The 20,936-nt window shown below is 71.6% G+C and carries 20 protein-coding genes and 1 other RNA gene; 7 read left to right on the forward strand and 14 right to left on the reverse strand.

All coding sequences use genetic code 11. The features are described 5' to 3' along the window. Window positions 1-44: 44 nt before the first annotated feature. From rnpB to ABZT93_RS14540, 5 genes are all read right to left on the reverse strand, one after another. An RNA gene (gene rnpB, locus ABZT93_RS14520) (RNase P RNA component class A) lies at window positions 45-449 on the reverse strand. An 18-nt stretch (window positions 450-467) separates the two neighbouring features. Continuing rightward, entirely contained in the window at window positions 468-1,439 is a 972-nt protein-coding gene (locus ABZT93_RS14525; protein ID WP_356103725.1) for a DMT family transporter, read from the reverse strand. A gap of 18 nt (window positions 1,440-1,457) precedes the next feature. Next, a complete protein-coding gene (locus tag ABZT93_RS14530; RefSeq protein WP_356103728.1) occupies window positions 1,458-2,282 on the reverse strand; it encodes an AraC family transcriptional regulator in 825 nt (274 codons plus the stop codon). A gap of 48 nt (window positions 2,283-2,330) precedes the next feature. After that, a complete protein-coding gene (locus tag ABZT93_RS14535) occupies window positions 2,331-2,909 on the reverse strand; it encodes a Uma2 family endonuclease (RefSeq protein WP_356103730.1) in 579 nt (192 codons plus the stop codon). Between the two features lie 147 nt (window positions 2,910-3,056). Then, window positions 3,057-4,475, reverse strand: coding sequence for an RNB domain-containing ribonuclease (locus tag ABZT93_RS14540; RefSeq protein WP_356103733.1), 1,419 nt, complete (start codon window positions 4,473-4,475; stop codon window positions 3,057-3,059). A gap of 63 nt (window positions 4,476-4,538) precedes the next feature. On the opposite strand from ABZT93_RS14540, the gene yaaA reads away from it, so the two are divergent. Beyond that, on the forward strand, window positions 4,539-5,321 hold the full coding sequence (gene yaaA, locus ABZT93_RS14545; RefSeq protein ID WP_356103736.1) for a peroxide stress protein YaaA: 783 nt from the start codon (window positions 4,539-4,541) through the stop codon (window positions 5,319-5,321). 63 nt (window positions 5,322-5,384) lie between these two features. Beyond that, window positions 5,385-6,050, forward strand: a complete 666-nt coding sequence (gene eda / locus ABZT93_RS14550; protein WP_356103738.1) for a bifunctional 4-hydroxy-2-oxoglutarate aldolase/2-dehydro-3-deoxy-phosphogluconate aldolase — start codon at window positions 5,385-5,387, stop codon at window positions 6,048-6,050. Here the strand turns inward: eda and ABZT93_RS14555 are convergent. Genes ABZT93_RS14555 through ABZT93_RS14565 form a run of 3 tightly spaced genes read right to left on the reverse strand, consistent with a single transcriptional unit; the run spans window position 6,033 to window position 8,766 of the window. Beyond that, entirely contained in the window at window positions 6,033-7,175 is a 1,143-nt protein-coding gene (locus tag ABZT93_RS14555) for a bifunctional RNase H/acid phosphatase (RefSeq protein WP_356103740.1), read from the reverse strand. The genes eda and ABZT93_RS14555 overlap by 18 nt on opposite strands. A gap of 11 nt (window positions 7,176-7,186) precedes the next feature. Next, window positions 7,187-7,930: a C4-type zinc ribbon domain-containing protein gene (locus ABZT93_RS14560; protein ID WP_356104245.1), complete on the reverse strand. Its 744-nt coding sequence runs from the start codon at window positions 7,928-7,930 to the stop codon at window positions 7,187-7,189. Further along, a complete protein-coding gene (locus ABZT93_RS14565; RefSeq protein ID WP_356103743.1) occupies window positions 7,927-8,766 on the reverse strand; it encodes a Nif3-like dinuclear metal center hexameric protein in 840 nt (279 codons plus the stop codon). Before ABZT93_RS14565 ends, ABZT93_RS14560 begins: the two co-directional genes overlap by 4 nt. A gap of 187 nt (window positions 8,767-8,953) precedes the next feature. On the opposite strand from ABZT93_RS14565, the gene ABZT93_RS14570 reads away from it, so the two are divergent. Together ABZT93_RS14570 and ABZT93_RS14575 are read left to right on the forward strand one after the other, a co-directional pair. Continuing rightward, on the forward strand, window positions 8,954-10,339 hold the full coding sequence (locus tag ABZT93_RS14570) for a hypothetical protein (protein WP_356103747.1): 1,386 nt from the start codon (window positions 8,954-8,956) through the stop codon (window positions 10,337-10,339). Between the two features lie 96 nt (window positions 10,340-10,435). Next, entirely contained in the window at window positions 10,436-10,588 is a 153-nt protein-coding gene (locus ABZT93_RS14575; protein WP_020116022.1) for a hypothetical protein, read from the forward strand. A 72-nt stretch (window positions 10,589-10,660) separates the two neighbouring features. On the opposite strand, the gene ABZT93_RS14580 is transcribed toward ABZT93_RS14575, so the two are convergent. The 3 genes from ABZT93_RS14580 to ABZT93_RS14590 are packed head-to-tail and all read right to left on the reverse strand — an operon-like array spanning window position 10,661 to window position 13,579. Continuing rightward, window positions 10,661-11,605: a 3-oxoacyl-ACP reductase gene (locus tag ABZT93_RS14580; RefSeq protein ID WP_356103750.1), complete on the reverse strand. Its 945-nt coding sequence runs from the start codon at window positions 11,603-11,605 to the stop codon at window positions 10,661-10,663. 8 nt (window positions 11,606-11,613) lie between these two features. Beyond that, complete coding sequence (locus ABZT93_RS14585; RefSeq protein ID WP_356103753.1) at window positions 11,614-12,690, reverse strand: Zn-dependent alcohol dehydrogenase; 1,077 nt, start codon at window positions 12,688-12,690, stop codon at window positions 11,614-11,616. Between the two features lie 31 nt (window positions 12,691-12,721). Next, window positions 12,722-13,579, reverse strand: a complete 858-nt coding sequence (locus ABZT93_RS14590; protein ID WP_356103756.1) for a MaoC/PaaZ C-terminal domain-containing protein — start codon at window positions 13,577-13,579, stop codon at window positions 12,722-12,724. A 374-nt stretch (window positions 13,580-13,953) separates the two neighbouring features. Here ABZT93_RS14590 and ABZT93_RS14595 point away from each other — a divergent pair, with 374 nt between their 5' ends. After that, complete coding sequence (locus tag ABZT93_RS14595; RefSeq protein WP_356103760.1) at window positions 13,954-15,309, forward strand: sensor histidine kinase; 1,356 nt, start codon at window positions 13,954-13,956, stop codon at window positions 15,307-15,309. 199 nt (window positions 15,310-15,508) lie between these two features. After that, window positions 15,509-16,141, forward strand: coding sequence for a response regulator transcription factor (locus tag ABZT93_RS14600; protein ID WP_356104248.1), 633 nt, complete (start codon window positions 15,509-15,511; stop codon window positions 16,139-16,141). Between the two features lie 13 nt (window positions 16,142-16,154). On the opposite strand, the gene ABZT93_RS14605 is transcribed toward ABZT93_RS14600, so the two are convergent. From ABZT93_RS14605 to ABZT93_RS14615, 3 genes are read right to left on the reverse strand one after another with little or no spacing between them, the layout of a single operon-like run. Then, window positions 16,155-16,934, reverse strand: coding sequence for a hypothetical protein (locus ABZT93_RS14605; protein ID WP_356103762.1), 780 nt, complete (start codon window positions 16,932-16,934; stop codon window positions 16,155-16,157). A gap of 29 nt (window positions 16,935-16,963) precedes the next feature. Then, a complete protein-coding gene (locus ABZT93_RS14610; protein WP_356103765.1) occupies window positions 16,964-17,503 on the reverse strand; it encodes a SigE family RNA polymerase sigma factor in 540 nt (179 codons plus the stop codon). Window positions 17,504-17,554: 51 nt separating this feature from the next. Beyond that, window positions 17,555-18,988 carry a DHA2 family efflux MFS transporter permease subunit gene (locus tag ABZT93_RS14615; protein ID WP_356103768.1) on the reverse strand — a complete coding sequence of 478 codons (1,434 nt, stop codon included), beginning with the start codon at window positions 18,986-18,988 and terminating at the stop codon, window positions 17,555-17,557. A 137-nt stretch (window positions 18,989-19,125) separates the two neighbouring features. Here ABZT93_RS14615 and ABZT93_RS14620 point away from each other — a divergent pair, with 137 nt between their 5' ends. Beyond that, the gene (locus ABZT93_RS14620; RefSeq protein ID WP_356103771.1) at window positions 19,126-20,859 is read left to right on the forward strand and encodes an MFS transporter; all 1,734 of its coding nucleotides are present in this window, start codon (window positions 19,126-19,128) and stop codon (window positions 20,857-20,859) included. Window positions 20,860-20,936: the final 77 nt, after the last annotated feature.

Raw genomic sequence — 20,936 nt, forward strand, 5'->3', positions numbered from 1 at the left:
ACGGGCCCCGACCGGGCTTTAGGGCCAGGTCAGAGCCCTAATGGCAGACGAGTCGGGCTGTACGCCGGGTTCTGTCGCCCGGTCGCCTCGCGGCGGCCGGGGAGACGGCCATCCATCTAGGACCGGCGTTGCCGTCGGTCTCGTGCGGTCTACCCGGGGACTCGGGCGGGCAGCCCTCGAACGTCCCCGCAGGGTCACCATTACAGTGGCCCCTTTTGACCTTGCTCCGGGTGGGGTTTACCTAGCTGCTCAGGTCGCCCTGGGCACTGGTGGTCTCTTACACCGCCGTTTCACCCTTACCGAGGACCGAGGTCCCCGGCGGTTTGTTTTCTGTGGCACTTTCCCGCGGGTCACCCCGGGTGGCCGTTAGCCATCACCCTGCCCTGTGGAGCCCGGACGTTCCTCGGGAAGCCCCTTGAAGGACTTCACGCGGCCGTCCGCCCGGCTCGTCTGCCGTGTCGACCATGTTACCGGGCGCGCGCCTCGTCTCTGTCCGGCCGGGGTTCCGGACCGCGGCGGACGAGTCGCTTTGCGCGGCCTCGCCCCTCGGAGTGACCCAGGTCCGGGCGGGTGGCGGCCCTCCGACCGGAGGCGGTCGCCAGTACCGAGCCCGCCAGGATCAGGGTGAAGGCCACGACGATGGTCGCCGTCAGTGGCTCGGACAGGAAGATCGCGCCCGCTGCCACCGCTACCGCCGGATTGACGTACGTGAAGACGGTTGCCCTGGTCGGGCCCGCCTCCTTGATCAGCTCCAGGAAGGCCACGAAGGCGACCGCTGTGCAGACCACGCCCAGGGTGGCCAGCGCGGTCAGGACCGAGGCGGAGGGCATCGCCGACGGCCAGGTCATCGCCGCGGCCGGGGCGTAGACCAGGGCCGCGAGGGCCAGGCAGGGGGCGATGAGCTGGAGGGTGGGGACGTTCTTCAAGTAGCGCGCGGCGATCAGGGGGGCCGTCGCGTAGCCGATCACCGTCGCAAGCACCTCGGCCAGGGAGCGGGCGTCCCCGCCGGTCAGGTGCGGGACCGTGAGGACTCCTACGCCGGCCAGGCCCAGGCCGAGTCCGACGACGCGCCGCACTCCCAGCCTCTCCGTTTCGCCGAAGAAGCGGGCCAGGGCTACTCCTACGATCGGGACGCCCGCGATCAGCAGGCCCGCTGTCGAGCTGGACAGGTGGCGTTCCGCGTCGGTCAAGGTCCACCAGGGGCCGATGATCTCGATGCACGCGAAGGCCAGCATCGGGCGCCAGTGGGTGCGAACGGTGGCGGGCAGGCCGCCCTGCCGTACCGCGAAGGGCAGGAGCAATGCCGCGCCCAGCGCGCAGCGCGTGAACACCACCATCGACGGGGACAGCGGGGCATCCACCGCCACCTTGATCAACAGGTAGGGGATGCCCCAGACCACTCCCATCAGGGAGAACAGGAACCAGCCGCGTGCAGTCATGCGGCCATGTTCGCCACGTCAGCGGCGGCCGTCTTGAACGCTGTTGCGGTACGCCGCCGGGGTGACCCCGAGGACCCGCCGGAACCAGCGGGTCAGGTGCGCCTGGTCGGCGAAGCCCACCAGGCCCGCGACCTCGGCCGGCTTGAGTCCGGATTCCAGCAGTCCGCGGGCCCGGTGTACCCGGTGCTGCGCCAGCCAGGCGTACGGGGGTATCCCCATCGTCGTACGGAAGGCTCGGAGGAGTTGGTAGCGGGACAGGCCCTGCTCGGCGGCGAGCAGAGCCAGGGAGGGGGGCTCCAGGAGGTCGTCGGCCAGGCGGTCCCGTACCGCGTGGGCGATGTGGGCGGCGCCCGGCACCGTGTCGCTCGCCGCGCGGGCCGTGGAGTGGCGGCGGGCGAGGGCCGTCAGCAGCCACGGGAGGCGGGACTCCGTCTCCAGCGGGTCGGGGCAGGCGCTGAGTTCGGTGTGGGCGCGGCTGAGGGCGGTGGCGAGTTCGGGGTCGTCGAGGAGGGGCTCGGGGAAGTACGGGAGACCGCCGCCGAGGGTGCCTTCGGTGAGGAGGGAAGTGTCGGGGTACAGGGCGCGATACGCGTAGCCGTCGGAAGCGGCAGGGCGGCCGGTGTGCATTTCTCCGGGAGCCAGTACGACGATGGAGCCCCGGCCGGGGCGGAGGTGGTCGCCTCGGTAGTCGATGACCTCGGAGCCGCCGACGCAGATGCCGATGCTGAACTGCTCGTGCGTGTGCGAAGCGTAGACGTGCCGGTCGAAGCGGGCCGTCAGGAGGTCCAGCGGGGGGCCGCAGCGGCCCAGCCGTGTTCTCGTCCACAGTGCCTGTTCCGCCACGGTCCGTCCCCCTGTCCGTCTTGCTCAGAGGCTGCAACGCCGCAGCGCTCAGAGAAAGTCCGCGGTCTCCAGGTCGAAGGCGAAGGGGTCGGGGAGAGTGAGCGGCTTGCCGAAGGGGCGGGTGCAGTGCTCCCGATAGTCGTCCTTCTCCGGGTCGCTGAACAACGTGGCCGATGAGGCCTCTCGATCGATCTGGAGGTAGAGCGGGATGCCGCCGCGTGCATAACAGCGGCGCTTGGCCTCACGGTCGGCCCTGGGCTTGGTCGACGTCACCTCCAGGACCATGGCCACGCCGTCGCAGGGCATCCAGGATCCGGCGGGCGCAAACAGGTCTAGGTCAAGAGGTGCGAACGTAACGTCGGGGACCGCGTGGTTCTTCGGACAGGCTTCGCCGCTCCTCAGCCGGAGACCCTTGTTTCCCGAGAAGTCCATGTCAGTTCGGGACTGCTTGATCACTTGCCTTACGAGCCTGCTGATGTACTTCTCGTGCTCCCCGTCCGGCGGCGGCGTCACAACGATCTCCCCCTCGATCAGCTCGGCCCGGAAACCCTCCGGTGTGTCCAGGGCGAGGAAGCCCTCCAGCAGGACGTCTTCCTGCGTGAGCGGCTCGTGGGCCATGGCAGTCATGTCACGCCCCTCCTTCTGTCGCTCGCCAGACTGGGACATCGGAAGATCACCTGCCCGAGAGATCGGGAACCGTTCCCTCGATCGTGGCACACGACGATGAGCGACGTCAGTCGACGAGCCCACTGCCCGGGGAACTGAGGCATGGCCTCAGGCAGGCGCGAATCGCACCCTCGGTGCCCCCGGGTCCGCCTCCGTGAGCCGTACCCGCAACCGCTCCCCCAGCTCCAGCCGCGCCCCCTCCACCCGCCCGATCACCGCAGGCGTCTCCAACTGCACAGTGCCCACGGTCGGTCGGTGTTCGTCGACGTCCACCACGCAGCCGTCGAACACCTCCCCCACCCGGTCCTTCAACAGGGCCGCCTCGACGAGGTCGACGCAGGCCCGTTCGACCGTTCCCGCACGCCGGCCGCCCTCGGACATCTCCCCCGGCAAGGCATCCAGCGCGGCCCCCACCCACCCCGGCACCGGCTCCCCCGCCACCGCCACCAGGCAGATCTCCGAGGCGTAGCGGTCGGCGAGGCGGCGCAGGGGCGCTGTGCAGTGGGCGTAGGGGGCCGCCACAGCCGCGTGGGTGGTGATGTCAGGGAGGACACCGTCGCGGAAGGTCGTGTAACCCGCGCCCCGCAGCAGCGTCGTGCACTCCTGGAGGAACGCCGCGTGGTGAGGGATCCCGGGGTCCAGGGAACGGATCAGCGCCGCGTACGACACATGGTGCGGCCAGTCGATGCGCAGGGCGTGGGCGGTGCGGCGGAGGCGGCCCACCGCGCCGTCCGGGGCGGCGGGGAGGGTGCGGAGCACTCCCGTGCCGTACGCGAGCATCAGGTCCGCCGCCGCCATGCCCGTGAGCAGGGAGATCTGGGCGTTCCAGCCGTCGGCGGGCACCCCGGCGCGGTACATGAGCTCGTACGTGCCCTCTCGTTCGACGATCTCCTGCTCGGGGACCCGCAAGGAGATGCCCCCACGCTCGACCTCCAGCCGTTCCCGCAGCTCGCCGACGACGCGAAGCAGCTCAAGCGGCTCCTCCGCCGTGCCCGAGTCGATCGCCCGTTGCACGCCCTCGTAGTCGAGCTTGGCCCGGCTGCGGACCAGGGCCCGGCGGACGTCGGCCGCGGTCGTACGGCCTTCCGCGTCGAGGTCGATCGTCCACAGGGCGGCGGGGCGGACCTGGTCCGGGAGCAGGCTCGCGGCGCCCTCGCTCAACACCGGGGGATGAAGCGGAATGCGGGTGTCCGGGAAGTACAGGGTCATCACCCGCCGGTGCGTCTCCGCGTCGAGGAAGCCGCCCGGTACGACGAAGGCGGCGACGTCGGCGATGGCGTACCGGAGGCGGTAGCCGGTGCCGCGGCGGGAGAGGTGCATCGCCTGGTCGAGGTCGGTGGAGGCGGGCGGGTCGATGGTGAAGAAGGGGATGTCGGTCGCGTCGGCGTGAGCCCCCGGCCCAGGGAGCCGTTCGGCCTCGGACAGCACCTCGGGCGGGAACTGCGAGGGCACGCCGAGTTCGGTGCGCAAGGCGGCGAAGGCGGCCCGTAGCGGGACGTCGGTCACACGTATGCGGCGGCGGGGCATACAGCGAGGGTAAGCAGATCGGGCCCCGTACGCTGTCCGGAGCTCAACAGAAGGAGATGTTCCGTGCTGGTCCTGCTGCCTCCCTCCGAAGGCAAGGCGTCCTCCGGTCGTGGCGCCCCGCTGAAGCTGGAGTCGCTGTCGCTGCCGGGGCTCAACGAGAGCCGGGAGGCCGTCCTCGACGCGCTCGTGGAGCTGTGCGCCGCGGACGAGGAGAAGGCCCGCGAGGTGCTCGGGCTGAGCGAGGGACTGCGCGGCGAGGTCGCGAAGAACGTCGAGCTCAGGACCGCCGGGGCGCGGCCCGCCGGGGAGATCTACACCGGTGTCCTCTACGACGCCCTCGACCTGGCCTCCCTCGACGCGGCCGCGAAGAGGCGTGCGGGGCGTTCGCTGCTCGTGTTCTCGGGGCTGTGGGGAGCGGTCCGACCGACCGACCGGATTCCGTCGTACCGGTGCTCGATGGGCGTCAAGCTGCCGGGACTCGGGGCGCTGGGCGCGCACTGGCGTACGCCGATGGCCTCCGTCCTCACCGAGGCCGCCGGGAACGGGCTCGTGCTCGATCTGCGGTCCTCCGCCTACGCGGCCGCCTGGAAGCCGAAGGGCGAGGTCGCGGGGCGGACGGCGACCGTGCGGGTGCTGCACGCGCCGACGCGGAAGGTCGTCAGCCACTTCAACAAGGCGACGAAGGGGCGGATGGTGCGGAGCCTGCTCTCGGCGGGGGTCTCCCCCAAGGGGCCGGCCGAGCTGGTCGAGGCGCTGCGCGAGCTCGGGTACGTGGTGGAGGCCGAGGCTCCCGCGAAGGCCGGGCAGGCGTGGGCGCTGGATGTGCTGGTGGACGAGATCCACTGACTGGCTGTTGCAGATATTGCAATGGCCTTTGCGCACAGCGCATCGCCTCGGCAGGATGACGCCATGGCCTCCTCCTCGAACGCCTCGCATGCGTCGCATACCTCGCATGCCTCGTTGCTCGACCTCGCGCCCGTCGTCCCCGTCGTCGTCATCGCGGACGCCTCCGACGCCGTACCGCTCTCGCGCGCCCTGGTCGCCGGGGGGCTGTCCGCGATCGAGGTGACGCTGCGGACGCCCGTCGCGCTCGACGCGATCCGCGCGATCGCCGAGGAGGTGCCGGACGCGGTGGTCGGTGCCGGGACCGTCATCACGCCCGAGCAGGTGAGGGAGTCGGTGGCGGCGGGCGCGCGCTTTCTCGTCAGTCCGGGCTGGACGGACGTACTCCTGGAGGCGATGCGGGGGTCCGGGGTGCCCTTCCTGCCGGGGGTGTCGACGACCTCGGAGGTCGTGGCGCTGCTGGAGCGGGGCGTGACGGAGATGAAGTTCTTCCCGGCGGAGGCGGCGGGCGGTACGGCGTATCTGAAGTCGCTCGCCGGGCCGTTGCCGCAGGCTCGGTTCTGTCCTACCGGAGGCATCGGTGCGGGGAACGCACCCGAGTATCTGTCCCTGCCCAACGTCGGCTGTGTGGGCGGGACTTGGATGCTCCCGGAGGATGCGGTCGCCGCGCGGGACTGGGGGCGGGTCGAGACGCTGGCCCGGGAGGCGTCGGCGCTACGGCCGCAGGTGTGACGTGTCGTTGAGGAGCCGCACGCTCGCGTTGCCGTCGGCGTAGTACGCGACCACCGACATGGACGCCGCCGAGAGTTCCATGCGGAACAGTGACTCGGGCGGGGCGCCGAGGGCGAGGCGTACGAAGGTCTTGATCGGGGTGACGTGGGTGACGAGCAGGACCGTGCGGCCCGCGTACGCCGCGACGAGCTTGTCCCTGGTCGCCGCGATCCGGGTCGCCGTGGCCGCGAAGCTCTCGCCGCCGCCGGTGGGTTCGGCCTCCGGGTCGGACAGCCAGGTGGTGAGGTCGTCCGGGTAGCGCTCGCGCACCTCGCCGAAGGTGAGGCCCTCCCAGGCGCCGAAGTCGGTCTCGATCAGGCCGTCCTCGATGGTGACCTCGATACCGAGCCGGTCGGCCACGGCGGCGGCGGTCTGCCGGGTGCGGGTCAGGGGCGAGGCGAGGATGTGCTGGATCGTGCCCCGCTCGGCCAGGGCTTCGGCGGCCCTCCTGGCCTGTTCCCTGCCGACGTCGGACAGGGACGGATCGGTGCCGCCGCTTCCCGAGAACCGCTTCTGGGGGGTCAGGGGGGTCTCCCCATGGCGCAGGAGCACGAAGGTGGCGGGCGCGCCCATGTCGGCCGGGGCCCAACCGGGGCTTGCCACGGCCTTGGCGGCACGTACGTCGGCCCCGGCCTTGGACTCGACCTCGGCGGCGGCCGGCTTCCGTACCGAACTCGCCGACGCCCCCGAATCCATCGCCTTGTTCGCCAGCCGGTCCGCGTGCTTGTTCTGCTCGCGCGGGATCCACTCGTACGTGACCCGTCCGGGAGGAAACACCCGCCCGGCCTCCAGAGCCAACGGCTTCATGTCCGGATGCTTGATCTTCCAGCGTCCCGACATCTGCTCGACGACGAGCTTGGAGTCCATGCGGACGTGCACGGAGGCGGACGGGTCCAGGTCATGCGCGGCGCGCAGGCCCGCCAGCAGTCCCCGGTACTCGGCGACGTTGTTGGTGACGACGCCGAGGTACTCGTACGTCTCGACCAGCGTCTCCCCCGTCGCCGCGTCCAGCACCACGGAGCCGTAGCCGGCCGGCCCGGGGTTGCCCCGCGAGCCGCCGTCGGTCTCGACGATGAACTCCCGCACGCCGATGCCCCTTACAGGCCGGAGTCGGACGTGCGCACCAGGATGCGACGGCAGTTCTCGCAGCGCACCACGGTGTCGGGCGCGGCCGCGCGGACCTCGTTGAAGTCCGTAATGGACAGCTCCTGGCGGCAGCCCTGGCAGGTGCGCTGGTACAGCTTGGCCGCGCCGACGCCGCCCTGCTGCTCGCGGAGCTTTTCGTAGAGCTTGAGGAGGTCGGCGGGGATGGAAGCGGCGATGACCTCGCGCTCCTTGGTCACCGAGGCGATCTCGCCGTCAAGGGTCTCGAAGGCGGCGTCCCGGCGGGCGGTCGCGTCCTCGATCTTCGACTGGACGGAGGAGACGCGTCCGGTCAGCTCGGCCACCCGCTCCTGCGCGGACTCCAGGCGTTCCATGACCTCGAGGACGACGTCCTCCAGGGCGCCCTGGCGCTTGGCGAGGGAGGTGATCTCGCGCTGGAGGTTCTCCAGGTCCTTGGGGGAGGTCACGGCACCGGAGTCCAGGCGCTGCTGGTCGCGGGCGGCGCGCTGGCGCACCTGGTCCACGTCCTGCTCGGCCTTGGTCTGCTCGCGGGCGGTGTCGCTCTCCTCGGTCTGGGCCGCCACGAGCAGGTCGCGCAGCTGGGTGGCGTCCTTGGTGAGCGACTCGATCTCGGCGTGCTCGGGCAGCGACCTGCGCTTGTGGGTGAGCTGCTGGAGGCGGACGTCGAGGTCCTGGACGTCGAGGAGTCGGATCTGGTCGGCGGGCGCGGCGTTCAGTTGGGGGCTCCAGGTGAAGGGGAGTGGCTGGTCCAGGGGTCGGTGACCGTCTTGGAGACGTGCACGCGCAGGTTCCAGCCGTGGCGGTCGGAGATCTCGTCGAGCTGGGCGGCGGCCAGCTCGCACCAGGGCCACTCGGTGGCCCAGTGCGCCGCGTCGAGCAGCGCGAGAGGACTGTGGGCGCGGGCTTCGGACACCGGGTGGTGGCGCAGGTCCGCGGTGAAGAAGGCGTCGACGCCGGCCGCGCGGACCTGGTCGAAGAGGCTGTCGCCGGAGCCGCCGCTGACGGCGACCGTGCGGACAATGGCCTCGGGGTCGCCGGCGACGCGGATGCCCTGCGCGGTGGCGGGCAGGCGGGCGGCGGCGCGCGCGGCGAGCTCGCGGACGGTCGTCGGGGGGTCCAGCTCGCACACGCGCCCCAGGCCCCGGCGTCCTTCCGGATCCGTCGGGTCCGGCACCAGCGGCCGTACGACCCGGAGGTCGAGCGCGCCCGCGAGCGCGTCCGAGACGCCCGGGTCGGCGGTGTCCGCGTTGGTGTGGGCCACGTGCAGCGCGATGTCGTTCTTGATGAGGGTGTGGACGACCCGGCCCTTGAAGTGCGAGGCCGCCACCGTCGTCGTACCGCGCAGGTAGAGGGGGTGGTGGGTGACCAGCAGGTCCGCGCCCAGCTTCACCGCCTCGTCGACGATCTCCTGGACCGGGTCGACGGCGAACAGGACCCGCGTGACCTCCTGGTCGGGTTCGCCCACGACGGTGCCGACCGCGTCCCAGGACTCGGCCCGCTCGGCGGGCCACAGGTTCTCCAGCGCGGCGATGACTTCAGACAGACGGGGCACGGGGAAAGGCTACCTGCCTGGTCTGTCCCGCTGAACCTGAGCCGTCCATGGCCGTCGCACTCAGCACAGTCGCCCCGGTTTCCTCAGGCGAATCGTTCCTGGGCCACCCCTTTGTGTGAAGCGGAGGCCCGCCCGTCCCACGTCTGTGCGTGCGAAAACTAGTTTCGTCGCCGGAGGTGACCGGACGATGACGGCCTGTGCCATCGAACCCGCGGCGGCGAACGAGGAGAACGGGGACGGGGAGAACGGGGACGGGGAAGACGGGGACGGCGAGACCTCGCGGACGGAGCGCGCGATCACCGACGACGGGGAGACACCGCGGACGGAACGCGCGATGACCGGGGACCGGGAGACACCGCCCCCCGAGTACGTGATCACAGAGGACGGCACGACCCCGCGGACCGCATGTGTGATCACCGTCGACGGCTCCTACGCGGCCCGTCTCGCCCGGGACGGCGACTGCTGGTTCCCGGAGCGCTGGACCCTGGACGGCCCCGAGCCCTACGCGGTGCCGCTGCCCGGCAACCAGCCCGAGGAGCCCGGCACCGAGGTCCAGCCGATGGGCGACGGGCGGGTGCTGATCAGGCGGTTCGCAGACCGGCGGCATGCCTTCTCGCTGCTCTACCCGACGGGTCCGCAGACCGGCGAGCTGCCGCTGGGCGCGGTCGAGTGCCCGGCGGACGGAACGGTCCTGCGGCTGCTGCCGCCGGCGCCGGGCGGCGAGAAGGCCTACGCCCTCGCCGTGGGCCCGCGCTCCAGTGCCGTGTGGCTGGTGGCCGGGGGTGCCTTCGGGCCGGAGCACCTCGCGGAGATCCCGGGGCGTTGTTCGGGCGGGGTGTGGCTGGACCGGGCGGGGCGGATGCTGGCCCTGGACCGGGAGGTGGGCGGGCGGACCAAGGCGGTCGTGGTCGATCTGGAGCGTGCCGGGGAGGTGTCCCCGCTGCTGCAGATCACCGACGGCAGCGACGACCGGCTGCTGCTCGCCGACCCGGACAGCGGGCTGCTGCTGATCTCCTCGGACGCGCCGTCGCCGGGGCGCGCGCGGCTGGGCTGGGGGGTGCTGGGCAGCTCGCTGCCGGTGCGCTTCCCGGAGTGCCTGCGGGTCCCGGACTGCGCGCTGACTCCGTTCGCGATCCAGCCGGGGCAGGTGCTGATGCCGGAGGGCTGCGGGGTGGCTCTGCGTGTCGACGGTCCGACGGGCAGCTGGGTGGGCGTGTGGCGGCCCGCCGCCCGACAGGTCCAGCATCTCCCGGCGCCCCAGGGGTGGTTGGCGGGTGCCGGGCTGTGGACCGAGGACGGGGAGCTGCTCCTGCCGTACGCCACGGCGGACGCGCCGTGCGGGGTGGCGCGGTGGGCGGCGGCCTCGGGGAGCGGGACCCTCGCAGGGGAAGCGGAGGGTCCGGGGGGAACGGGGGCGACGGGGGAAACGGGGGCGGGGGACGCGGGCCCGGAGGGTTCGGAGGGCGGCGGCGGTACGGTCGCGCGGTCGCCCGAACCGGACCCTCCGGAGCCTGTCGTGGCACGCCCTGTGCCCTTGCAGCAAGCCCCGTTGGGCAATCTTGTAACGAAGTAGTGCCGGTTGGCCCGGCCGCCTGGATTCGCCCCGTGGTGTGCCGGTTAAACTCCCCCCGCTGTAAGAAAGATCATGTTGACGGGGTGAATTACTTCCATGAGCGACGCCAGCACGAACCAGTCGACTGCCGACGTCCAGGAGTCCACGGGCCACGGTAAGCACCGGGGCCCGGTCTCGGTCCAGGACAGCGACACGGCCCCGCGTGGCCGTCACCGCAAGTCGGTCGAGCAGACCGAGGCCGCGGCCTGAGCGCAGACGACGACACACGGCCCGCTCCTCGTACGAGGAGCGGGCCGCCTCGTGTCCGGCCCCAGCGCTTCTCTAGTCCCTTTTGAGTCCCAGCACTTCGGCCGCCGCGAAGATCTCCCCGGCCGGCCGGCGCGCGTAGTGCGGGGTGAGCAGCTCGTCGAGTTCGTCGTAGGTGAACGTCTCCTGCTTGCTGTCGAACTTGGCCTGCACCCGCGGTCGTTCGACGACGACGACCATCCCGCCGTGTACGACGAGCAGTTGGCCGTTGACGCGCTCGGCGGCCGGTGAGGCCAAGTAGCCGACGAGCGGGGCGACATGCTCGGGGGCGAGGGGGTCGAGTCCCGACTCCGGCTGCTCGAACCCGGCGAAGACGTCCTCGGTCATCCGGGTGCGGGCGCGCGGGCAGATGGCGTTGGCGGTGACGCCGTACTTGGCGAGCGCGAGGGCCGTCGAGGTGGTGAGTCCGACGATCCCGCCCTTGGCCGCCGCGTAGTTGGGCTGTCCGGCGGACCCGGCGAGGAACGCCTCCGAGGAGGTGTTCACGATACGGCCGTACACCGGCCCGCCCGCCGCCTTGGACCGCTCGCGCCAGTGCGCGGCCGCGAACCGGGTCGTGTTGAAGTGGCCCTTGAGGTGGACGCGGATCACCGCGTCCCATTCGCCTTCGGTCATGGAGAAGACCATGCGGTCGCGCAGGATGCCCGCGTTGTTGACGAGGATGTCGAGCTTGCCGAACTCGGCGATCGCCGACCCGACCAGTTCCCCCGCCTGTTGGTGGTCGGCCACGTCCCCGGTGTGGGCGACGGCCTGTCCGCCCGCGGCGCGGATCTCCTCGGCGACCTGCTCGGCCGGTCCCGCGGAGGCCTCGCCGGAACCGTCCCGGCCCGGCTGTCCGTAGTCGTTGACGACCACGGCGGCGCCGAGCCTGGCCAGCTCCAGCGCCTCGGCCCGGCCCAGACCCCGGCCGGCGCCGGTGACGATCGCCGCGAGCCCCTCAAGTGGCAGTGGCACGGTCATCGCGGCCCTCAGATCTCGATGCAGGTGCGGAGTGAGGTCCCCGTGCGCATCTGGTCGAGCGCCTCGTTGATCTCGCTCAGCGGCACCCGGTGGGTGATCAGGCCGTCCAGGTCGACGCGGCCGGCTCGCCACAGGGCGATGGTCCGCTCGTAGGAGCGCAGGACGTCCCCGCCGCCGTACATGGAGGGCAGGATGCGCTTCTCGTCGAAGAACAGCTCGAACATGTTGAGCTGGAGGAAGTCGTCCATGGCGCCCGCGCCGACCACGACGAGGGTGCCGCCGCGCCGGGTGTTCTCGTACGCCGTGCGGGCGGTCGCCGACCTGCCGACGACCTCGAAGACGTAGTCGAAGCCCTCACCGGCGGTGACCTGCTGCTTGGCGTCGGCGAGTTCGTCCGGGGAGACGGCCCGGGTGGCGCCGAACTTCAGGGCGGCCTCGCGGCGTGAGGCGACCGGGTCGACGGCGACGATCTCGGCGGCGCCCTTGAGCCGCGCGCCCTGGACGGCGGAGATGCCGACACCGCCGCAGCCGATGACGGCGACCGACGAACCGGCCTCCACGTCCGCCGTGTTGAGCGCGGCCCCGAGCCCGGTGGTGACCCCGCAGCCGATCAGTGCCGCGATGTCGAAGGGCACGTCGTCGGGTATCGGCACGGCGCAGCCCGCGTCGACGACGACCTCCTCGGCGAAGGTGCCGGTGCCCGCGAAGCCGAAGACATCACCGCCGGGACGCCGGAAGTTGGGGGTTCCCGCGTTCATGAACCCGGCCAGGCACAGCTCGGTCTGGCCGCGCTTGCACGCGGGACACGCTCCGCAGGCGGGCAGCCAGCAGACAACGACCCGGTCGCCCGCCTTCAAGTGGCTGACGCCTTCACCGACTTCGAGGATCTCGCCCGCTCCCTCGTGCCCGGGGACGAAGGGTGCCGGCTGCGGGAGGACCCCGGCCATCGCGGACAGGTCCGAGTGGCACAGTCCGGTGGCCCGTACCCGGATCCGCACCCTGCCGGGCCCGAAGGCCACCGCCTCGACGTCATCGTGGACTTCGAGCTTTTCCTGGCCGATCTCGTGCAGTACGGCTGCGCGCATGGTGCGGCTCCCCTCGTACGGCGTTCTGGGTTCAGGAGTGTTCGACGACGGTGTCGGCGAGGACCGGCGCGTCGTCGCGTTCCACGGCACTGACGGCGACCCGGGTGGACTCCGGCGTGTGCCACATACGGATCCGCAGGGTCTCCCCCGGGTACACGACCCCGGCGAACCGGGTGACGTAAGACCGCACCCGGGTCACGTCCCCGCCGAGCAGCGTGTCGACGACCGCCTTGAGCGTCATGCCGTAGGTGCACAGCCCGTGCAGGATGGGCCGTTCGAACCCGGCGACCTTGGCGAACTCCGGGTCGGCGTGCAGCGGGTTCCAGTCGCCGGAGAGTCGGTAGAGCAGGGCCTGGTCCTCGCGGACGGTGCGCTCCACGGTCCGGTCGGGTTCGCCCGTTGGGGGTTCGAGGCGGGCGGAGGGGCCCCGGTCGCCACCCCAGCCGCCCTCTCCGCGGACGAAGATCTGAGCGTCGTTGGTCCACAACGGGCCCTCGGCGTCCGCGACTTCGGTCCGCATGACCAGGACGGCCGCCTTTCCCTTGTCGTGGACGGCGGCGATGCGGTGGGTGGCGGTCGCGGTGCCCTGGGCGGGGAGAGGGCGGTGGATGACCAGTGACTGGCCGCCGTGCAGGACCTTGGCGAGATCGACGTCGATGCCGGGCATGGAGAGGCCGCTGATCACTCCCGGTGATCCCGAGCCCGCCACCGTGGCGAAGCTCGGCAGGACGTGCAGCCGCGATTCGAGGGTGTAGCGCAGTTCGTCGGGGTCGGTGGCGGGAACGCCTGCTCCGATGCCGAGGTGGTAGAGCTGGACGTCCTTGGAGTTCCAGGAGATCTCGCCGGTCCGGGGTTCGGCGGCGAGGGCCTTGGCTGCGTCGATGGGCATACGGCTCCTGACAGGGGCTCGGTCAAGACCTCGGTACGGCCGTCCGCACCGTCGGCCGCACCGAGGTCGTCGCGGGCCGATCTAGAACGCGTTCCAGTCCGGCGCCCTCTGTATAGCCGAGCCCGACGCAGTTGTGAAGGCTCCTGACGGTGTGTCAGGTGCGAGTGTCAGGTGTGCTGGTTCCCGGGTTCGGGCCGTGACATTTGTACTGCCCGAGTCCGTACATGCGCCTCTGCCGGGCGAGGTCCGCGATGCGTAGCGTCGTCGGCATGACACAGGGGACGGAAACGGGAAGCATGGCTGCCGCCGTTCGGTTCGTACGCTGTTCTGTCGTACCGGCGGCACGCCGGCAGCCTCTGAGTGGAGGAACGGTCATGTTCTGGTCGCGCAAGCTCTCGTGCCGTGTGGACGAGATCCGCGAGGCGGCCCGCCAGGGGCGGGAGCACCAGCGGTACTACCAGGCGAACAAGAAACGCCTCAACGCCGAGTACAAGGCCGCGGAGAAGGCCGGGGAGGTCCCCACGAAGGCGGGCCTGGGCAGCGGTTTCGGTCTGCTGCCGTGGCTGCTGTTGGGGATGGGCGCCTTCTCCAACCTCTTCCAGGGCGAGGCCTCCAACCCGTGGATCGGCGGCCTGGGGCTGCTCACGTTCAACTCGCTCTACATCTACGTCGCCTTCCGCGCCTTCCACAAGCAGACCCGGGACGCGGTCTCCACTCGGGTGGCCCTGGTGCTGATGGGACTGGTGACCTGCGGTCTGGCGGTGGGGTACGGCGGCAACTGGCTGCTGTTCTTCCCCTTGCTGGGACTCGCGACAGGCGCGGTCGTGCGGCTGCCGCAGCTGCGGTGGGTGGGTGCTGTCCTGACCGTGGTCGCCGGCGCGGCCTCCGTCTTCCGGGACGGCTGGGGCGGACTCGACACCGCTTACGCCACCTGGATCTCCACGATGGTGACGGCCGCGATCATGTCCCTGTCCGAAGCGGTACGGCAGTTGCGGGAGGCCCGCGAGGAGCTGGCCCGGCGCGCGGTCGAGGAGGAACGGCTGCGGTTCTCCCGCGATCTGCACGACCTGCTCGGTCACACGCTGTCGGTGATCGTGGTGAAGTCGGAGGCGGCCCGGCGCCTCGCCCCCCGCGATCTGGACGCGGCGCTCGTCCAGGTCTCCGACATCGAGTCGGTGGGCCGCCAGGCGCTCACCGAGATCCGCGAGGCGGTGACCGGCTACCGCGAGGGCAGCCTCAGCGCGGACCTCGACCTGGCCGCCTCGGCCCTGCGCGCCGCGGGCATCGAGCCGGTCGTCCACCGTTCCGGCCACCCGCTCGCCGCCCAGACCGAAGTCCTGCTGGGCTGGGTGGTCCGCGAGGCGGTCACCAACGCGGTACGGCACAGCGGGGCGGAGCGCTGCGAGATCTCCGTACGGGGCTCGGCGGAACGGGTACGGCTGCGGGTCTGGGACGACGGCCGGGGGACGGCGGCGGGCACGGCGCCGACCGTGCGTGAGCGCGGGGGTGAGAACGCCGGCACGGTGTCCATCCCGGTCGTCGGCGGCACCGGTCTCAAGGGGCTCGCCGAGCGGCTGGCCGCGGCCGGTGGGTCGTTGGAGGCAGGTCCGGGGCCACGGGGTGGATTCGTGGTGCGGGCCGAGCTGCCGGTCGAGTCGGTGGCGCCGGAGCCGTCCGGGGAGCCGGCGGGGGCGGTGCGCGGGGCCCGGATCGGCGAGGTGGCGGGGTGACGCCCGTACGGGTCCGTCCCCTCTTCGGTTCTCCAGGATGCGGCGGAGACCGCGGCGCGGGAGTGGGAGACGAGCGGGGGGCGGGCGGCTCGGGCCGCGGCCCGTTGGCGATGAGGACGGTGAGCCGCGCGCTCCGGCGCAACGACGTCGCACCCCCACCGCTCCCGCCGACGCGCCCTACTCTTGGGCCGTGAACGAGATGCCCCGGGATCACCGGCCCGCCAAGTCCATCCGCGTGCTGCTCGCCGAGGACCAGGGGATGATGCGGGGGGCGCTCGCGCTGTTGCTCGGGATGGAACCGGACATCCAGGTCGTGGCCCAGGTCGCGGCGGGGGACGCGATCGTGGACGCGGCGCTCATGCACCGCCCCGACGTGGCGCTGCTCGACATCGAGCTGCCGGGGATGAGCGGTCTGGACGCCGCCGCCGAACTGCGCGACCAGGCGCCGGACTGCCGGGTGCTGATCTTGACCACCTTCGGACGACCCGGTTACCTCCGCCGGGCCATGGAGGCGGGTGCCGCCGGTTTCCTCGTCAAGGACGGTCCCGTCGAGGAGTTGGCCGCTTCGATCCGTCGAGTGCTGACCGGCGAGACCGTGATCGACCCCGCCCTCGCCGCGGCCGCCCTGAGCGCCGGCCCGAACCCCCTCACCGCCCGCGAGTGCGATGTCCTCAAGGCCTCCACGGACGGCGCGACGGTCGCCGACATCGCCGGCAGGCTCCACCTCTCCGAGTCCACCGTCCGCAACTACCTCTCCTCCGCCATCGGCAAGACGGGCACCCGCAACCGAATGGAGGCGGTACGGGCGGCCCGGCAGCAGGGGTGGCTGTAAGCCCGGCCGTGCCCTACTCGATCACCTCCGCCGTCTTGTACTCGGCGCCCTTCGGCGCGAGGCACACGAACCAGTTGTAGGGGGAGCCCTGCGGCGACCGGATCGCGGGGACGTCGGTTCCGGTCGCGGAGCCGGCCTTCTCCACCACCGTCGCCGTCTCGTTCGTCCAGACGCAGTTGACGCGCTGGGCGGTCTTGGCGACGTAGCCGATGACGAGACGGACGTCCTTCGTGTTGCCGGGTTCGAGGGGGAGAGAGCCGGACATGAGGTCCGTGCCGGTCAGGCTGTCCGACTCGGAGACCGTGTTCTCCATGACCTTCTTCGACTCGCCGCCGTAGTCGAGGTGCACGAAGTACGCGATCTTGCCCACCAGGTCCGAGGCCCCCCGGACGTCGGGCGGATACTCGCCGTGCGCCCGCATCGCGTTCATCGTGGCCCGGGCCTCGGCGGTGTCGACCGGCGCCTGCCACGAGTCCAGGGTGACCCGCCACTGCTTGCCGTTCTCCGTGCCCGTCGCCAGCGTGGTCCGGTTGGCGGGCTCGAACGCCCGGGGCGTCCCGGTGGCCGGTGGCTGGGTGGCCACCGCTCCCCCACCGCCGTCGCCGCCCGGCAGCCCCGCCACCGCGAGCGTCGCCGAGGAGCCCGCGAGCACCAGGGCGGTGGCCGCGGCCACCGCCCAGCGGCGGGCCCTGCGCCTGCGGCCACCGCGGAGCACCGCCTGGTAGGGGGCTATGCCGATCTCGACCTCGTCGGCGGCGTCGGCCAGCAGGAGGGCGATGTCACTGTCATTCATGTGGTGGCTCTTCTCCCGGTCCGCGCTCATCACTTCCGCCCTCCCTGGGTCACCATGTCGGCCAGTCCGGGTATGGCGCGAAGCTTCGCGATCCCCTTGGCCGCGTTGCTCTTCACCGAGCCCACCGAGCAGCCCATCGCCTCGGCCGTCTGGGTCTCGGTCAGGTCCTCCCAGTACCGCAGGACCACCGCCTCCCGCTGCCGTGGCGGCAGTTGGGCCAGCGCCGTCAGCAGGGCGCTGCGGTCGTCGGCCTGGGCCATGCGGTCACCCGTGTCGGCGATCTCGCGCACCAGGCCCGAGTCGTCACCCCGCGCCAGGAACTCCTTGAGCCTCCTGCGGTGCCTGCGCGCGTGCGCGTTGATCATCACGCGCCGTACGTACGCCTCCGGATCGTCCGCCGAGCCGACCCTGCGCCAGGCCACATAGGCCTGTTCGAGTGTCGTCTGGACCAGGTCCTCCGCGGCGTGCTGCTCCCCCGTGAGGAGAAATGCCGTCCTCATCAGCCGCGGCCAGCGGCCGATGACAAAGCTCTGGAACTCATCGTCCCGAGCCTGTTTCCGATCCCCCATGGGCACCTCCTAGATGTCTGAAGGAGTCCATGAGCGGTCCGGACCGTTGCCTCACGTCACCGAAATCCTCCGGGGCAGCCACACCAGCATGAGCACCACTGCGGCCAGCAGCATCCCCGTCCCCACCCGGAACGCCAGGGCGTACCCCTCCGTCAGCGCCTCCGGCGAGCCCGCGCCCCCCGTCCGGGCCGCCGCGAGCGTCGACAGGAACGCGAGTCCCAGTGAGCCGCCCATCGTGCGCGAGGTGTTGACCAGCCCCGACACCAGCCCGGCCTCTCCGGGCGCCGCTCCCGACGTGGCCAGCGAGGCGAGCGGGGTCGAGGCGAGGCCCGCGCCCAGCATCATCAGGATTCCGGGGCCCATGATCGAGGTGAGGTAGCCGCCGTCCGAGGTCATCGTCGACTGCCAGCCGTAACCGGTCAGCGCGACGAGTGTCCCCAGAGCCGCCACCCGGTGCGCCCCGAGCCGGTGCATGAGGCGGGGTGCGAGCTTGGAGCCGAGCACGATCGCCAGAGAGCTCGGCAGCATGGAGAGTCCGGCTTGGAGCGGGGAGTACCCGAGGACGTTCTGGGCGTAGAGCGTGATGAAGTACCACGTGCAGAACAGGGCGGAGCCGCTCAGGAACATCGCCGCGTTCGCCGAGGCCACCGCGCGCACCCTGAGCAGTGCGAGCGGCATCAGCGGGGCCGTCGTACGCGACTCGACGACGAGGAAGCCCGCGACCAGCGCGAGCCCGACGGCCAGCGGGACCAGGGTGGCGGCCGCCGTCCATCCCTCGGCCTCGGTCTGCGAGATGCCGTACGCCAGCACCGCCAGTCCGCCGGTGACGAGCAGTGCTCCCGGCAGGTCGAGGCGGCGGCCGGCCCCGTTGCGGCTCTCGGTCAGCCACAGCAGCGAGCCCAGCAGGACCAATGCGCCGACCGGCACGTTGATCAGCAGCACCCAGCGCCAGGACAGGGCGTCGACGAGGAGTCCGCCGAAGAAGCCGCCGGCCGCGCCGCCGCCCGCTCCGACGGCCGTCCAGGTGGCGATGGCCCGGGCCCGCGCGGGCCCCTCCGGGACGGCCGACGTCACGATCGTCAGGGTCGCGGGGGCGAGCACCGCGGCGCCGAGGCCCTGCACGGCCCGGGCGAGCAGTAGTTCGCCGTCCTGCTGGGCCAGGCCGCCGGCCAGTGAGGCGACCGTGAACAGCCCGAGGCCGACGAGGAACATCCGCTTGCGGCCGTAGAGGTCACCGGCGCGGCCGCCCAGGAGCATGAAGCCGGCGAAGGCGATGGAGTAGGCGTTCACCACCCACTGCAGCCCTGACGCGCTCATGCCCAGGTCGGCGCATATCGACGGCAGCGCCACGTTGACGACGGACACGTCGAGGACGACCAGGAACTGGCCCGCGCACGCCAGCGCCACCACCAGCCAGGCGGGCGGCGTCGAGCGGGGACGGCGGGGTCTGCGGGCGACTTCGGCGGCTTCCAGCATGGCCGTCATGCTCTCAACCCGGGTTCCGCTTTCCCAAGAGAATATAAAGAAATCGTTAGTACGCCGAAGCATCGGAATAGTTGCCCATGCATACGTAGTTCAAGCCACACGTAAGCCGATCTTCCAGGCCCGGAGGCCTCCCTCACATGACGCACACGCCGACCGACCAGCCCACCCGGAGAGCGTCCGGCGCTGTCGTCCCGGTGCTCGCCTTCGCGGGCATCGTGGTCGCGGTGATGCAGACCCTGCTCGTCCCGGTCATCAAGGACCTGCCGCAACTGCTGGACACCGAGCCCAGCAACGCCACCTGGGTCCTGACATCCACGCTGCTCTCGGGCGCCGTCGCCACCCCGATCATGGGCCGCCTGGGCGACCTGTACGGCAAGCGCCGCCTGCTCATCCTCAGCCTCGCCGTGATGGTCGTGGGCGCCCTGGTCAGCGCGCTCACCAGCGACCTGCTCACGATGATCGCGGGCCGCACCCTCCAGGGCTTCGCCATGGGCGCGATCCCCCTGGGCATCGGCCTGATGCGCGACATGCTGCCCCGCGAGAAGCTCGGCTCGGCCATGGCCCTGATGAGCTCCTCGATCGGCGTCGGCGGCGGCCTCGCCCTGCCGCTCGCGGCCCTGATCGCCCAGCACGCCGACTGGCACGCGCTCTTCTACGGCGCCGCGGGCCTCGGCGCCCTCTCGATCGTCCTCACCCTCCTCGTCGTACCGGAGTCCCCGGCGCGCGCCGAGGGCACCTTCGACGTGCTGGGCGCGATCGGCCTCTCCACCGGTCTCGTCCTCTTCCTCCTGCCCATCACCAAGGGCAGCGACTGGGGCTGGACCTCGGGCACCACGCTCGGCCTCTTCGGCGCCGCCGCGGTCGTCCTCGTCCTGTGGGGCGTCATGGAGCTGCGGATGAAGGCCCCGCTGGTCGACCTGCGCACCACGGCCCGTCCGGCGGTCCTCTTCACCAACCTGGCTTCGATCATGGTGGGTGTCTCCTTCTACGTCGTCTCGCTCGTCCTCCCCCAGCTGCTCCAGCTCCCGAAGGCGACCGGCTACGGCCTCGGCCAGTCGATGGTCGTCGCGGGGCTCCTGGTCGCTCCGCTGGGCCTGACGATGATGTTCACCGCGCCGGTCTACGCCCGGTTGTCGGCGAAGTACGGCCCCAAGTTCACCCTCATCCTCGGCATGCTGATCATCGCGATCGGCTACGGCGCGGGCCTGGGCCTCATGAGCGCGGCCTGGCAGAGCCTCGTCATCGCGGTGGTGCTGGGCGCGGGCATCGGTCTCGCCTACTCCTCGCTGCCCGCGCTGATCGTCGGCGCGGTGCCCGCGTCGGAGACGGGTGCGGCGAACGGGCTCAACACCCTCATGCGCTCCATCGGTACCTCCGTGTCGAGCGCCGTGATCGGGATGGTGCTGGCGAACACGGCGAACAACGTCGGGGGCGTCGCGATACCGACCATGCACGGCTTCCGGGTGTCCTTCCTCATCGCGACCGGTGCGGTGGCCGTCGGACTGCTGATGGCACTGTTCCTGCCGAAGGCGAACAAGGCACCGCAGCTGCGGGCCACCAGCGAGGAGGAGGAGGCCATCGAGCGCGCCGACGAGGTCCTGCGTGGCTTTCGTGGCCGTGTCCTGGACGCCTCCGGCGCTCCCGTCGCCCGCGCCAAGGTCACGCTGATCGACCCGCGGGGCCGGCAGGCGGGCGCCACACTCTCCGCCGACGACGGCTCGTACGTCCTCACCGTCCCCGCCCAGGGTGCCTACGTCCTCGCCGCCCGCGCCACCGGCCACGGGCCCCTGGCCTCGTCGGCCACCCACACGGGCGACGACCGGCCGATCGACCTGGACCTGGCCCTGCCGGGCGAGACGGTCACGGCCTGACCGACACGAAACCGGCACGCGCACGCGTACCCGCCCCCCAAGGCAGGTACGCGTGCGCGTGCCCGTCCGGGGCCCGG

The sequence above is a fragment of the Streptomyces sp. NPDC005303 genome, from assembly GCF_040607335.1.
Taxonomy (GTDB): Bacteria; Actinomycetota; Actinomycetes; order Streptomycetales; family Streptomycetaceae; genus Streptomyces.